This is a genomic window from Pseudomonas sp. PSE1(2024) (genome assembly GCF_050990555.1).
Lineage (GTDB): Bacteria > Pseudomonadota > Gammaproteobacteria > Pseudomonadales > Pseudomonadaceae > Aquipseudomonas > Aquipseudomonas aphyarum.
Window position 1 is genome coordinate 2,136,510 of sequence record NZ_CP158967.1, and the last position, 15,679, is coordinate 2,152,188.

A 15,679-nucleotide genomic window follows, 5' to 3' on the forward strand; every position below is an offset into this window, starting at 1 on the left:
ATGAATGCAGAAGACTCCTTGAAACTCGCTCGCCGGTTTATCGGGTTGCCCCTGGAAAAGCGCCAGATGTTCCTGGCTGCCCTGGCGAAAGAAGGGGTGGATTTTTCCCGGTTCCCGATTCCCGCAGGCGTCGAGGCCGAGGACCGGCAGGCGCTGTCTTATGCCCAGCAACGCATGTGGTTCCTCTGGCATCTGGACCCGCAAAGCGGCGCCTACAACCTGCCGGCGGCGGTTCGCCTGACCGGTCGCCTGAACCAGGGAGCGCTGGAGCAAGCCTTCGCCAGCCTGATCGAGCGTCACGAAACCCTGCGCACGGTGTTCCAGCAGCAGCCTGACGACAGCCTGCTGCAAGTGCCGCTGCAACAACCGCTGGACATCCAGCGCATCGACCTCAGCGATTTGCCCGCCGCCGAACGTGAAACCCGTGTGGCCGCCGCCGCGCAGGAGCAATCGCTGCTGCCGTTCGACCTGGCCAACGGCCCGCTGCTGCGGGTGCGCCTGTTGCAACTGACCGAGCAGGAACACGTGCTGTTGCTGACCCTGCACCACATCGTCTCCGACGGCTGGTCGATGAATGTGTTGATCGACGAGTTCTGCCGCTTCTATGACGCCCACGATCAGGGCCGCACCGCCGAACTGCCGCCGCTGGCGGTGCAATACAGCGACTACGCCCTGTGGCAGCGCCGCTGGCTGGAGGCCGGCGAACAGCAGCGTCAACTCGACTACTGGCTGGCGCAGATGGGCGACGAACACCCGGTGCTGGAATTGCCGGTGGATCACCCGCGTCCGGTGCTGCCGAGCAATCAGGGTCAGCGTCTGGAAAGCGTGGTGGACGCTGCACTGGTCGAGCAATTGCGCGGCATCGCCCGTCAGCACGGGGTGACGCTGTTCATGCTGTTGCTCGGCACCTTCAATATTCTGCTGCACCGTTACACCGGCCAGACCGACCTGCGCGTCGGCGTGCCGATCGCCAACCGCAACCGCCGGGAAATCGAAGGGCTGATCGGCTTCTTCGTCAACACCCAGGTGCTGCGCGTCGAGCTGGACGGCCAGACCTTGATCGCCGATCTGCTGCGTGACCTCAAGGAAACCGCCCTTGGCGCCCAAGCCCATCAGGACTTGCCGTTCGAGCGTCTGGTCGAGGCGCTGAAACTGGAGCGCAGCCTCAGCTACAACCCGCTGTTCCAAGTGATGTACAACCACCAGCCGGAAGTCGCCGACGTCACCACGCTCAAGGTCGGCAGCGGTCTGGAACTGGGCGTCATCGAATGGGAAAGCCGCAGCACCCAGTTCGACCTGAGCCTGGACACCTACGAAAAAGGCGGGCAACTGCACGCGGCGTTCACCTACGCCACGGATCTGTTCGAGCCTGAAACCATCGAACGCATGGCGCGCCACTGGACGAACTTGCTGCGCAGCATCGTCAGCGATCCGCAGCAGCGCGTCGGTGACATCGCGCTGCTGGAAACGATCGAGCTGGAACAACTGACTCAGAAGTGGGGTCGCCACGACACCCAGTGGCCGAGCGAACGCCCGGTGCATCAACTGTTCGAAGCCCAGGCCGAGCTGACGCCGGATGCCGTCGCGCTGATTTTCGACGGCCAGCGCCTGACCTACGCCCAGCTCAACGCCCGGGCCAATCGCCTGGCGCGCACGCTGCTGGCGCAAGGTGTAGGCCCGGACGTGCTGGTGGGCGTGGCGGTGGATCGCGGACTGGAGCTGATCGTCGCGATTCTCGCCGTGCTCAAGGCCGGTGGCGCGTATGTGCCGCTGGATCCGCAATACCCGCGTGATCGCCTGTTGTGCATGATCGAAGACAGCGGCAGCCGTTTGCTGCTGACCCAAAGCCATTTGCTCGACCGTTTGCCGGTGCCGCAGAACGTCCAGAGTCTGTGCCTGGATCAGGCCGAAGTCAGGGCCCACACCGACGAAAGCAACCCGCAACGCACCGTGTGGGCCGACAACCTGGCCTACGTGATGTTCACCTCCGGATCCACCGGTCGCCCGAAAGGCGTCGGCATCAGCCACGGTGCCCTGAGCAAACACGCGTTCGCCTCGCAGCATTACTACGACCTGAGCGCCGCCGATTGCGCGCTGCAATTCGCGACCTTCAACTTCGATGCCTTCGGCGAGCAGCTGTTCGGCCCGCTGACCTGTGGCGCCTCGGTGGTGCTGCGCGGTAACGAAGTGTGGGACAGCGAAACCCTGTACCGGAACATTGTTGAACACGGCATCACGGTCATGGACCTGACCACCGCTTACTGGAACATGATCGCCAAGGAATTCGCCGCCGCCGGCCCGCGTGATTACGCGGCGCTGCGTCAGGTGCACAGCGGCGGTGAAGCGATGCCGCCGGAAGGCGTGCAGGCCTGGCGTCAGGCCGGGCTGGAACACGTCAAATTGCTCAACACCTACGGCCCGACCGAAGCCACCGTCACAGCGACCACCCTCGATTGCAGCGACTACGTGTTCGGTCGTCAGCCGTTGCCGCTGACCCTGCCGATCGGCCAGCCGCTGCCGGGCCGTCACACTTATCTGCTGGATGCTGACGGCCAACCGACCCCGGTCGGTGTGGTCGGTGAACTGTTGATCGGTGGTGAATTGCTCGCACGCGGTTACTTCCAGCGCGCCGATCTGACTGCCGAACGCTTCATTCCCGATCCGTTTTCCACCAGCGGCGCGCGCCTGTACCGCACCGGCGACCTGGCGCGTTACAACGCCCTCGGCCAGATCGAATACGTCGGCCGCGTTGACCATCAAGTGAAGATCCGTGGTTTCCGTATCGAGCTGGGCGAAGTCGAAGCGCGCCTGCTGGAACTGAACGACGTCAGCGAAGCCGTGGTGCTGGCGGTGCAGGGCGGCAGTAGCCTGCAACTGGTGGCTTATGTGGTGCCGAAGGATGCGTCCGTGGTCGCGGCGTCCGCCGACGAACAAGGCGCGGCGCGGGAAGCGATCAAGGCGCAGCTCAAGGACAGCCTGCCGGACTACATGGTGCCGACGCAGCTGTTGTTCCTCGCCGAACTGCCCCTGAGCCCGAACGGCAAACTGGACCGCAAGGCCCTGCCAGCGCCGGACGCCAGCCAGATGCAGCAGGCGTTCGTCGCGCCGCGCAGCGAGCTGGAACAGAAAATCGCCGGCATCTGGCAGGACGTGCTCAAGCTCGAACAGGTCGGCCTCACCGATAACTTCTTCGAGCTGGGCGGCGACTCGATCATCTCGATTCAGGTGGTCAGCCGCTCGCGTCAGGCCGGGATTCATTTCAGCCCCCGCGACCTGTTCCAGCACCAGACCGTGCAAGGTCTGGCCAGCGTGGCGCAGCAGGGCAGCGGTGGCGTGAGCATCGATCAGGGCCCGGTCACCGGCGAGCTGCCGTTGCTGCCGATCCAGCAAGTGTTCTTCGAAGACCCGATTCCCCAGCGCCACCACTGGAACCAGGCGGTGCTGCTGCGCAGCCATCAAACCCTGAACGCCGAGGCACTGTTGCAAGCGCTGAACGCGTTGATCGCGCATCACGACGGCCTGCGTTCGCGCTTCGTCGAAAGCGCCGAAGGCTGGCGTGGCGAAGTCGCGCCAATTGCGCACGATCCGGAACTGTTGTGGACCGCCGACAAGCTGGCCGACAGCGAACTGCAAGCGCTGTACGCCAAGGCCCAGCAAAGCCTGAACCTGCAAAACGGCCCGCTGCTGCGCGCGGTGCTGGCGACCGTCGCCGATGGCAGTCAGCGTCTGCTGCTGGCGGTGCATCACCTGGTGGTGGACGGTGTTTCGTGGCGGATTCTGCTGGAAGACCTGCAACTGGCTTATCAACAGGCTGCGCAAAAAACCGCCATCAAGCTGCCGGCGAAAACCAGCGCCTACAAGGCCTGGGGCGAGCATCTGCAAGCCTATGCCGCGACCGAAGCGCTGCAGGCCGAACTCGGATTCTGGAAGCAACAACTCGATGGCGCGGCACTGGATCTGCCCTGCGACAACCCGCAAGGCAGTCTGCAAAGTCGTCACGCCCTGGTGCTGCACAGCCGCCTCGACAAGACTTTCACCCAGCAATTGCTGCAACAGGCCCCGGCGGCTTACCGCACGCAGGTCAACGATCTGTTGCTGACCGCGCTGGCGCGAGTCATCAGCCGCTGGACCGGCCACGCCGACACCCTGATTCAGCTGGAAGGCCACGGCCGCGAAGACCTGTTCGACGACGTCGACCTGACCCGCACCGTCGGCTGGTTCACCAGCCTGTTCCCGGTGCGCCTGACCCCGGCGGATTCCGTCGCGGCAGCGATCAAGCAGATCAAGGAACAACTGCGCGCCATTCCGAACAAAGGCATCGGTTTCGGTGTGCTGCGCCATCTCGGCGACGCGTCCACCCAGGCCAGCCTCAAGGCGCTGGCGATGCCGCGTATCACCTTCAACTACCTCGGCCAGTTCGACGGCAGCTTCGATGCCGAGGACGGTGCACTGTTCAGCCCGGCCGGTGAAAGCGCCGGGCTCGAGCAAAGCCTCGACGCGCCGCTGGACAACTGGCTGGGCGTCGAAGGCCAGGTCTACGACGGCGAACTCGACCTGCGCTGGACCTTCAGCCGCGAGCAATTCAACGAGGCGACCATCGCCCGTCTGGCAGAAGACTACGAGCGTGAACTGCAAGCGTTGATCAGCCATTGCTGCGACGCGGATTCGATGGGCGTGACGCCGTCGGACTTCCCGCTGGCGCATATCGATCAGGCGCAACTGGACGCGATCCCGGTGCCGGCCGCCGGCATCGAAGACATCTATCCGCTGTCGCCGATGCAGCAGGGCATGCTGTTCCACACCTTGTACGAACAGGGCACCGGCACTTACATCAACCAGTTGTGCGTCGATGTCGAGGGCCTCGATCCCGAGCGTTTCCGCGCGGCGTGGCAAGCAACCATGGACGCCCACGACATCCTGCGCAGCGGCTTCATCTGGCAGGGCGAATTGCAGGAACAACTGCAAATCATCCATCGCCAACTGACGCTGCCGTACACGCTGCTCGACTGGCGCGAGCGCGGCGACATCGCCCAGGCGCTCAAGGATTTCACCGCTGCCGATCTGGCCGAAGGGTTCGACCTGACCCGGGCCGGACTGCTGCGCGTGACCCTGATTCGCATCAGCGACCAGCGTCATCACCTGATCTTCACCAACCATCACATCCTGATGGACGGCTGGAGCAGCGCGCAGATGCTCGGCGAAGTCCTGCAACGTTATGCCGGCCAGCAACCACCGCGTCCGGTCAACCGTTACTCGGATTACATCCAGTGGCTGCAACGTCAGGACGCGGCGGTCAGCGAAGCGTTCTGGCTGCAACAACTGGCGGATTTCCACGAACCGACGGTGCTGGCGCAAGCCGCTGCCGGCGGTGGCGAGGTGCGCAGTGAAGTCGGTCATCTGCTCAAACATTACGACCTCGATGCGTCGCGCACCCGTCGCTTGAACGCGTTTGCCCGTGAGCAGAAAGTCACCGTCAACACCTTGGTGCAAGCCGCGTGGCTGTTGCTGTTGCAGCGCTACACCGGCAGCGCCTGCGTGGCGTTCGGCACCACGGTGGCCGGGCGTCCGGCGGAACTGGTGGGGATCGAGCAGCAGGTCGGTCTGTTCATCAACACCTTGCCGGTGATTGCCGGCAGTCGTCCAGACCAGAGCGTGGCCGCGTGGCTGGCGGCGGTGCAGGCGCAGAACCTGTCGCTGCGCGAGTTCGAACACACGCCGCTGGCGAGCATTCAGCGCTGGGCCGGGCAGGGCGGCGAGTCGCTGTTCGACACGCTGCTGGTGTTCGAGAACTTCCCGATTTCCGAAGCGCTGCAACACGGCACCGCCCAAGGGGTGGTGTTCGGCGAAGTCGCCAACCAGGATCAGACCCACTATCCGCTGACCCTCGGCGTGACGCTGGGCGAAACCCTGGCGCTGCACATGAGCTTCGACCAGGCGCATTTCAGCGTCGCCACCGTCGAACGCCTGAGCGCGCAGTTGCTGCATCTGCTGGAACAGTTCGCCGAATCCGCCGAGCGTCGTCTCGGTGAAATCGCTTTGGCCACGGCTGACGAACACGCGCGGCAACAGGCGCAGAACCATCCGCAGGCGTATCCGACCGATATTGCCGTGCACCAGCGCTATGCCCGCTTGGCGGCGCAGCAGCCTAATCGCACGGCGGTCATCTTCGATGGCAAGCATTACAGCTACGGCGAACTGGATGCCCGGGCCAACCGTCTGGCCCATGAACTGGTGGCCCGTGGCGTGCGTGCTGAAGTGCGGGTCGGCGTGGCGATGCCGCGCGGCGAAGGCCTGATCGTTGCCTTGCTGGCGGTGCTCAAGGCCGGCGGCGCCTATGTGCCGCTGGACACCAGCTACCCGCGCGAGCGTCTGGCGTACCTGATGCAGGATTCCGGTCTGGCGTTATTGCTGACCGATTCCCGTGTGTCGGCACAACTGCCGATCGACGACGCCATGAGCGTGCTGGAACTGGATCGCCTCGACCTCAGCCGCCATTCGGCGCAGGCGCCGGTGGTGACGATCGATCCGGACAATCTGGCCTACGTGATCTACACCTCCGGTTCCACCGGCAATCCGAAAGGCGTCAGCGTCACCCACGGGCCGCTGGCAATGCACTGCCTGGCCATCGGTGAGCGCTATGAAATGCGCGACAGCGATTGCGAATTCCACTTCATGTCATTCGCCTTCGACGGCGCCCATGAGCGTTGGCTGACCAGCCTGACCCACGGTGGCTCGCTGCTGATCCGCGACGACAGCCTGTGGACGCCGGAGCAGACCTACAACGCGATGATCGAGCATGGCGTGACCGTGGTCGCGTTCCCGCCGGTGTACCTGCAACAACTGGCCGAGCACGCCGAACGCGTGGGCAATCCGCCGAAGGTGCGCATCTACTGCTTCGGCGGCGATGCGGTGCCGAACGCGAGTTTCGAGCGAGTCAAACGCGCGCTGAGTCCGGAGTACATCATCAACGGCTACGGCCCGACCGAAACTGTGGTCACGCCGCTGATCTGGAAGGCCGGTCGCGATGTGCCGTGCGGCGCCGCGTATGCGCCGATCGGCAGCCGCATCGGCGACCGCAGCGCCTACGTGCTCGACGCCGACCTGAACCTGTTGCCGCAAGGCATGGCCGGCGAGCTGTACCTCGGAGGCAGCGGCGTGGCCCGTGGTTACCTGAATCGTCCGGCGATGACCGCCGAGCGCTTTGTCGCGGACCCGTTCAGCGCAACCGGTGGCGTGCTGTACCGCACCGGCGACCTGGTGCGTCAGCGCGCCGACGGCACTTACGACTACCTGGAGCGCATCGACAACCAGGTGAAGATCCGTGGTTTCCGCATCGAACTGGGCGAGATCGAAGCCAGCCTGCAAGCCCTCGACGGCGTGCGCGAAGCGGTGGTCGTGGCCCAGGAAAGCGCCGGCAGCAAACGGCTGGTGGCGTACGTGGTCGGCGATTCGCAACAGGCCGATTTCGCCGAGCAACTGCGGGCGCAACTCAAGGCTAGCTTGCCGGCGCACATGGTCCCGGCTTACGTGCTGACCCTTGAGCGGATGCCGCTGACGCCGAACGGTAAACTCGATCGCAAGAACCTGCCGAAGCCTGACGTCAGCCAATTGCAGCAAACCTACGTGGCGCCCCAAAGCGCGCTGGAGCAGCAACTGGCGACGATCTGGCAGGACGTGCTAAAGCTGGAACGCGTGGGTCTGACCGACAACTTCTTCGAGCTGGGCGGCGATTCAATCATCTCGATTCAGGTGGTCAGCCGTGCCCGTCAGGCCGGGTTGCGCTTCACGCCGAAAGACCTGTTCCAGCACCAGACCATTCAGGCGTTGGCGAATGTGGTGCAGACCGGCGAGCCGGTGCAGCAGATCGATCAGCGCCCGGTGACCGGTGAAACCGCGTTGCTGCCGATTCATCAGTGGTTCTTCGCCCAGCCGATTCCCGACCGTCATCACTGGAACCAGTCGGTGATGCTCAAGACCGCTCAGCCGCTGGATGCTTCTGTTCTGGAGCAGGCACTGGACGCGCTGGTCGTGCATCACGACAGCCTGCGCTTGGACTTTGCCGAGCAAACGCAAGACTGGACGGCGCAGTACCGCGACGTCGAAGCCCAGGCCGGCGAAACCGTGCTGTGGCAAGTCGAGGTCGCTGATCTGGCGGCACTCGAAGCGCTCGGCAATCAGGCCCAGCGCAGCCTGCAACTGAGCGGCGGTTCGCTGATCCGTGCAGTGCTGGCGAATCTGGCCGATGGCAGCCAGCGCCTGCTGCTGGTGGTCCATCACCTGGTGGTGGACGGCGTGTCGTGGCGGATTCTGTTCGAAGACCTGCAAAGCGCTTATCGGCAGATCCAGTCGGGGGCGGCGGTGCAACTGCCAGCCAAGACCAGCGCCGTGAAAGCCTGGACCGAAGCGTTGCAGGACTACGCCGGCAGCGCCCCATTGCAAGCCGAACTGGACTTCTGGCAGCAACAACTGCAAGGTGCGTCGAACGCATTGCCGTGCGACAACCCTCAGGGTGGCCAGCAACATTGCCAGGCACTGGCGATCCGCACGCCGCTGGACAAGACCCTGACCCGCCAACTGCTGCAAGAGGCCCCGGCGGCCTACCGCACCCAGGTCAACGATCTGCTGCTGACCGCCCTGGCGCGGGTGATGGTGCGCTGGACCGGTGACGACAATGTGCTGGTGCAACTGGAAGGGCACGGTCGTGAAGACCTGTTCGATCACGTCGACCTGACCCGCACCGTGGGCTGGTTCACCAGCCTGTTCCCGGCAAAACTGACCCCGACCGCCGACCTCGGCGCCTCGCTGAAACAGATCAAGGAACAGCTGCGGGCGATCCCGAACAAAGGCATCGGTTTTGGTGCGCTGGCGCACCTGGGCGACGACCACGCCCGGGCCACCCTGCAAGCGCTGCCGACGCCGCGCCTGACCTTCAACTATCTGGGCCAGTTCGACGGCAGTTTCGACGCCGGCGATGAAGCGCTGTTCGTGCCGACCAGCGAATCCGGTGGCGAAGAGGTCAACCTGCAAGGCCCGCTGGGCAGCCCGCTGGCCCTCGACGGCAAGGTGTTCAACGGCGAGCTGGACTTGAGCTGGACCTTCAGCCGCGAGATGTTCGAACCGGCGACCATCCAGCGTCTGGCCGACGACTACCTGCAAGAACTGACCGCGCTGATCGCCCATTGCTGCGACAGCGCCAACCGTGGCGTGACCCCGTCGGACTTCCCGCTGGCGACCCTGACCCAGGCCCAGCTCGACGTGCTGGCGCCGCAGCCGCAGACCATCGACGACATCTACCCGCTGTCGCCGATGCAGCAGGGCATGCTGTTTCACACCTTGCTCGAACACGGCAACGGCGACTACATCAACCAGATGCGTCTGGATGTTGATGGCGTCGACCCGCAGCGTTTCCGCGCCGCGTGGCAAGCGGTGGTGGATGCCCATGACATTCTGCGCACCGGTTTCGTCTGGCAGGGCGATCTGGAGCAGCCGGTGCAAGTGGTGCAGCGTCAGCTCGACGTGCCGTTCCGCGTACTCGACTGGAATGGCCAGACCGACCTGGATGCCGCGCTGAAAAAACTTGCCGATGAAGAACGTGCCCAAGGCCTGGATCTGACCCGCGCACCGTTGCTGCGTCTGGTGCTGGTGCGCACGGCTGCGGATCGTCATCACCTGATCTACACCAACCATCACATCCTGATGGATGGCTGGAGCAGCGCGCAGTTGCTCGGCGAAGTGTTGCAGCATTACAGCGGCGAAGCGGTGCCGCGTCCGACCGGGCGTTACCGCGATTACATCGCCTGGCTGCAGCGTCAGGACGCTGCAACCGCCGAAGCCTACTGGCTGGCGGCGCTGGGTAATCTGCAAGAGCCGACGCGTCTGGCCGATGCCATCGCGCGACCGAGTGCCGGTCTGCCGAGCGTTGGTTATGGCGATCATTTCCAGGTGCTCGATGCCGGTCTGACCCAGCGTCTTGGCGAGTTTGCCCGGGCCTCGAAAGTCACCGTCAACACCCTGGTGCAAGCCGCGTGGCTGCTGCTGTTGCAGCGCTACACCGGCAAGGATTGCGTGGCGTTCGGCGCCACCGTCGCCGGGCGTCCGGCGGATCTGCCGGGGGCCGAGCAGCAGGTCGGTCTGTTCATCAACACCTTGCCGGTGATCGCCGCGCCACAAGCGCAGCAGAGCCTGGCCAGCTGGCTGCAAGGCGTTCAGGCGCAGAACCTAGCGCTGCGCGAGTTCGAGCACACGCCGCTGGCGCAGATCCAGCGCTGGGCCGGGCAGGGCGGTGATGCGCTGTTCGACAGCCTGATGGTGTTCGAGAACTACCCGATTGCCGAGGCATTGGAGCAAGGCGCGCCGCAGGGCCTGCGATTCGGTCCGGTGGAGAACCACGAGCAGACCAACTACCCGTTGACCCTGCTGGTGCATCTGGGCGCCGAACTGTCTGTGCACTTCAGCTACCAGCGCGACCGTTTTGCCGACGTCGGCGTGGCGCAACTGGGCGCGCATTTGCAGCGTTTGCTTGAGCAGATGACCGAGGCGGGCGAGCGTTCGCTCAGCCAATTGCACCTGATCGAGACGGCGCCGGTTCACACCGATTTCGTCACCGAACTGTGCATCCACCAGAGCATCGCCTATCAGGTCGCCGCGAACCCGGATGCGCTGGCCGTGACCTTCGCCGATACGAAGCTGACCTACGCCGAACTGGACGCCCGGACCAACCGTCTGGCGCACAAGTTGATCGAACTCGGCGTCGGCCCGGAAGTGCGGGTGGGCGTGGCGTTGCCGCGTTCCGAACAGTTGCTGATTGCACTGCTGGCGGTGCTCAAGGCCGGTGGCGCCTACGTGCCGCTGGACCCGGATTACCCGGCCGATCGCGTGGCCTACATGCTCGAAGACAGCCGTGCGCGAGTGTTGCTGACTGAGCAGGAACTGGCTGTCACGTTGACCGTGCCGTCCGAGACTCAAGTGTTGTTGCTGGATCAGATCGCGCTGGATGGCTATCCGGTTCAGACACCGCAAACCGCCGTGACCCCGGACAACCTCGCCTACGTGATCTACACCTCCGGTTCCACCGGCAAGCCGAAAGGCGTGGCGATTGCCCATCGCAACGTCATGGCGTTGATCGACTGGTCGGCGAAGGTCTACCGCCGCGAAGACATTCAAGGCGTGCTGGCCTCGACCTCGGTGTGCTTCGACCTGTCGGTGTGGGAGCTGTTTGTGACCCTGGCCAACGGCGGCTCGCTGATCATCGCCCGCAACGCGCTGGAACTGCCGCAACTGCCGGCCCGCGATCAGGTGCGCCTGATCAACACCGTGCCGTCGGCGATCAACGCGTTGCAGCGCGCCGGGCAGATTCCGCCGGGTGTGCGGATCATCAACCTGGCGGGCGAACCGCTCAAGCAAGGGCTGGTGGACGCGCTTTATCAGCAGTCGACGGTCGAGCATGTCTACGACCTGTACGGCCCGTCGGAAGACACCACTTACTCGACCTGGACCCGCCGCACCGCCGGTGGTCAGGCACGCATCGGTCGGGCGCTGGATAACTCCGCCAGTCACTTGCTCGATGCCGATCTGCAAGCGGTGCCGCAAGGCGTGTCGGCCGAGTTGTACCTGTCCGGTGCCGGTGTCACGCGCGGTTACTTGGGCAAAGCGGCGATGACCGCCGAGAAGTTCGTGCCCAACCCGTTCGCCCGCAACGGCGAGCGTCTCTACCGCACCGGCGACCTGATTCGTCAGCGCGAGGACGGCGAATTGGAGTACATGGGCCGGATCGACCATCAGGTGAAAATCCGTGGTTTCCGTATCGAACTCGGTGAAATCGAAGCGCGGCTGCTGGCGCAACCGGGCATCAGCGAGGCAGCCGTGCTGGCCGTAGAGGCCGAGGGTGGCGCGCAACTGGTGGCCTACGTGGTCGCTCCACAACTGGACGTGTACGACGGTGAAGCGCAGCGCCAACTGCGCGACGGACTAAAGACTGGCCTCAAGTCTTCGTTACCTGACTACATGATTCCCGCGCACCTGCTGTTCCTTGAGCAGTTGCCCCTGACCCCCAACGGCAAGCTCGACCGCAAGGCGCTGCCGGCGGTGGATGCCAGCCAGATGCAGGCCGCGTATGTCGCGCCGCAATCGGAGCTCGAGCAACAGGTCGCGGCAATCTGGCAGCAAGTGCTCACCGTGGAACGCATCGGTCTGAACGATCACTTCTTCGAACTCGGCGGGCACTCGCTGCTGGCGGTCAATGTCGTGTCGCGCATCGCCCTGGAACTGGGCCTGACGCTGACACCGCAACTGTTATTCCAGCACCCCGTCCTGAGCGACTTTGTCGCTCACCTCAATACAGGAGGCGGGGCAATCAACGAACAGAAACTGAACAAGCTGGAAGCCCTGCTTGACGATATGGAGGAGTTCTGATGGACACGAGTGTTGCTTTGAGGATTGCCAAGCGCTTTATCACTCTGCCGCTGGACAAACGTAAGCTCTACCTGGAAAAGATGCTCGAAGAGGGCGTCTCGCCGGCCAACCTGCCGATTCCGGAAACTCGCTCAAGCTTCGAGGCGATCCCGCTGTCCTACGCCCAGGAACGCCAGTTGTTCCTGTGGCAGATGGACCCGCACAGCACCGCGTATCACATTCCCAGCGCCCTGCGGTTGAAGGGCCGGCTGGATATCGCGGCGCTGGAGCGCAGTTTCAACGCGGTGGTTGCCCGCCACGAAAGCCTGCGCACCACGTTCGTCGAGCAGGGTGAAACCTTCTGCCAGAAGGTTCACGCGCAGATGCCGTTGAGCATCACGGTCGAAACGCTGGCGCCCGGTCTGGACGCCGACGCTGCGATCAAGGCTTTCGTCGAACAGGAAACCGCGCGTCCGTTCAACCTGCAACAGGGCCCGTTGCTGCGGGTGTCGTTGCTCAAGGTCGGTGAAGACGATCACGTGCTGGCGCTGATCCAGCACCACATCATCTCCGATGGCTGGTCGATGCAAGTGTTGGTCGGCGAGCTGATCAAGCATTACGCCGCCGACACCGGCGGCCAGTCCCTCAGCCTGCCGCCGCTGGAAGTGCAATACGCCGACTACGCGATCTGGCAGCGCCACTGGCTGGAGGCCGGCGAGCGTGAACGGCAGCTGAAATACTGGATCGACACCCTCGGCGGCGAGCAACCGGTGCTGGAGTTGCCGATCGATCATCCGCGCCCGGCGGTGCAGAGTTTCCGTGGTGCGCGCCTCGATCTGAACCTGCCGGCGGCACTGGGCGATGCCCTCAAGCAACTGGCCCAGCGTGAAGGCGCGAGTCTGTTCATGGTGCTGCTGGCGTCGTTCCAGGCGTTGCTGCACCGCTACAGCGGCCAGTCGCAGATTCGCGTCGGCGTGCCGACCGCCAACCGTAACCGGGTGGAAACCGAAGGCCTGATCGGCTTCTTCGTCAACACCCAGGTGCTGAGCGCGGACGTCCACGGGCAACTGCCGTTCAATCAATTGCTGGCCCAGGTCAAGCAATCGGCGATGGCGGCCCAGGCCCATCAGGATCTGCCGTTCGAGCAACTGATCGAAGCCCTGCAACCGGAACGCAGCCTGAGCCACAGCCCGGTGTTCCAGGTGATGTACAACCACCAGGCGGTCAACGACCAGACCCAGCGTCAGAGCCAGGTGCAACTGCCGCAACTGAGCGTCGAGGACATCGTCTGGGAGGGCCGCACCGCGCAGTTCGACCTGACCCTCGGCACCTACGAATCCAGCGAAGGCGTGGCGGCGGAACTGACTTACGCCACCGACCTGTTCAAACCGCAAACCATCGAGCGTCTGGCACGCCACTGGCTGAACCTGCTGGACGGCATCGTCGCCGCGCCGAATCAGCGTGTCGGCGAACTGCCGCTGCTGGAAACCACCGAACATCAAGTGTTGTTGCAGGACTGGAAACGCGTGGTCGATCACGCAGCGCCAGCGCCATGTGTGCAGCAACGCATCGCCTTGCAGGCCGAGAAAACGCCTGACGCCACCGCGCTGATCATCAGCGAGGACGTGTTGACTTACGGCGAGTTGAACGCCCGCGCCAACCAGCTCGCGCACAAGCTGATCGAGCTGGGCGTCGGCCCGGATCGGCTGGTCGGCATCGCGGTCGAGCGCAGCGTCGAAATGATCGTCGGCCTGCTGGCGATCCTCAAGGCCGGCGGCGCCTACGTGCCGCTGGATCCGGCGTATCCGGAAGATCGTCTGGCCTACATGATCGAGGACAGCGGTATCGAATTGCTGCTGACCCAAGCGCACTTGCAGACGCTGTTGCCGATTCCGGCCGGCCTTGCCACGGTGTTGCTGGATCAACCGCAGGACTGGCTGGCGGCGTACCCGACCACCGCGCCTGACGTGGCCGTGAACGGCGAGCATCTGGCCTACACGATTTACACCTCCGGCTCGACCGGCAAGCCTAAAGGCGTGATGGTCCGCCACGCAGCCCTGAGCAACTTCGTCGCGAGCATGGTCGAGCAACCGGGCATCGCTGCGGCGGATCGCATGCTGTCGCTGACCACCTTCTCGTTCGATATTTTCGGCCTGGAAATCTACGGCCCGCTGCTGGCCGGCGCCGCCGTGGTGCTGACCGGCAAGGACGTGCATCAGGATCCGCAAGCGGTGCTCGAACTGATCGACCGCCACGGCGTGACCATGCTGCAAGCCACGCCTTCGAGCTGGCGCATGCTGCTGGACAACGAACACGCTGCGATTCTCGACGGCCGCACGTTCCTGTGTGGCGGTGAAGCGCTGCCCCAGGAACTGGCGCAACGCATGCTGGCGCGCTCGCCGCAGGTCTGGAACCTTTACGGCCCGACCGAAACCACGATCTGGTCGGCGCTGCATCCGCTGAGCGTGGACAGCAGCCGTCCGTTCCTCGGCAAACCTATCGACAACACCGCGCTGTACATCCTCGGCAGCGATCTGGAACTCAATCCGCTCGGCGCGCCGGGCGAGCTGCTGATCGGTGGCGATGGTCTGGCGCGGGGTTACTTCCAGCGACCTGCGCTGACCGCCGAACGCTTTGTGCCGGATCCGTTCTCGACCACCGGCGAGCGTCTGTATCGCACCGGTGACCTGACCCGTTACCGCGCCGAAGGCGTGATCGAGTACATCGGGCGGATCGACCATCAGGTGAAAATCCGTGGTTTCCGCATCGAGCTGGGCGAAATCGAAGCGCGCCTGCTGGCGCTCGACAGCGTGCGCGAAACCGTGGTCGTCGCCCAGGACGGCCCGACCGGCCCGCAACTGGTGGGCTACGTGGTGCCAGCGTCCGGCGAGGTGCTGGATGCCGATGGCGAAGCCACGTTGCGCGCTGCGCTCAAGACCAGCCTCAAGGCTGAGCTGCCGGAGTACATGGTGCCGGCGCATTTGCTGTTCCTCGCGCAACTGCCGCTGACCCCCAACGGCAAAGTCGACCGCAAGGCCTTGCCGGCGCCCGACGCCAGCCAGTTGCAGTCGACCTACATCGCGCCGCAGACCGCCACCCAGCACACCGTCGCCGAAATCTGGCAAGCGGTGCTGAAACTGGAGCAGGTGGGGCTGGGCGACAACTTCTTCGAACTCGGCGGTCATTCGCTGCTGGTGACCCAGGTCGTTTCTCGAGTGCGTCAGGCGCTCAATGTTCAGGTGCCGCTGCGCACCTTGTTCGAACACAGCACGCTGGTGGATTTCGTCGC

Annotated in this window: 2 protein-coding genes (1 of these 2 running past the window's edge); both read left to right on the plus strand. The window is 64.4% G+C overall.

Annotated elements, in window-relative coordinates:
• On the plus strand, window positions 1-12,411 hold the full coding sequence (locus tag ABTV87_RS09685; RefSeq protein ID WP_433899348.1) for a non-ribosomal peptide synthase/polyketide synthase: 12,411 nt from the start codon (window positions 1-3) through the stop codon (window positions 12,409-12,411).
• Window positions 12,411-15,679 carry the 5' portion of a non-ribosomal peptide synthase/polyketide synthase gene (locus ABTV87_RS09690; RefSeq protein ID WP_433899349.1) on the plus strand. Its footprint extends 10,279 nt past the window's final position, so 3,269 of the gene's 13,548 nt are visible here — the first part of the coding sequence; its start codon is at window positions 12,411-12,413; its stop codon lies beyond the right edge, outside the window. The genes ABTV87_RS09685 and ABTV87_RS09690 overlap by 1 nt, the downstream gene beginning before the upstream one ends.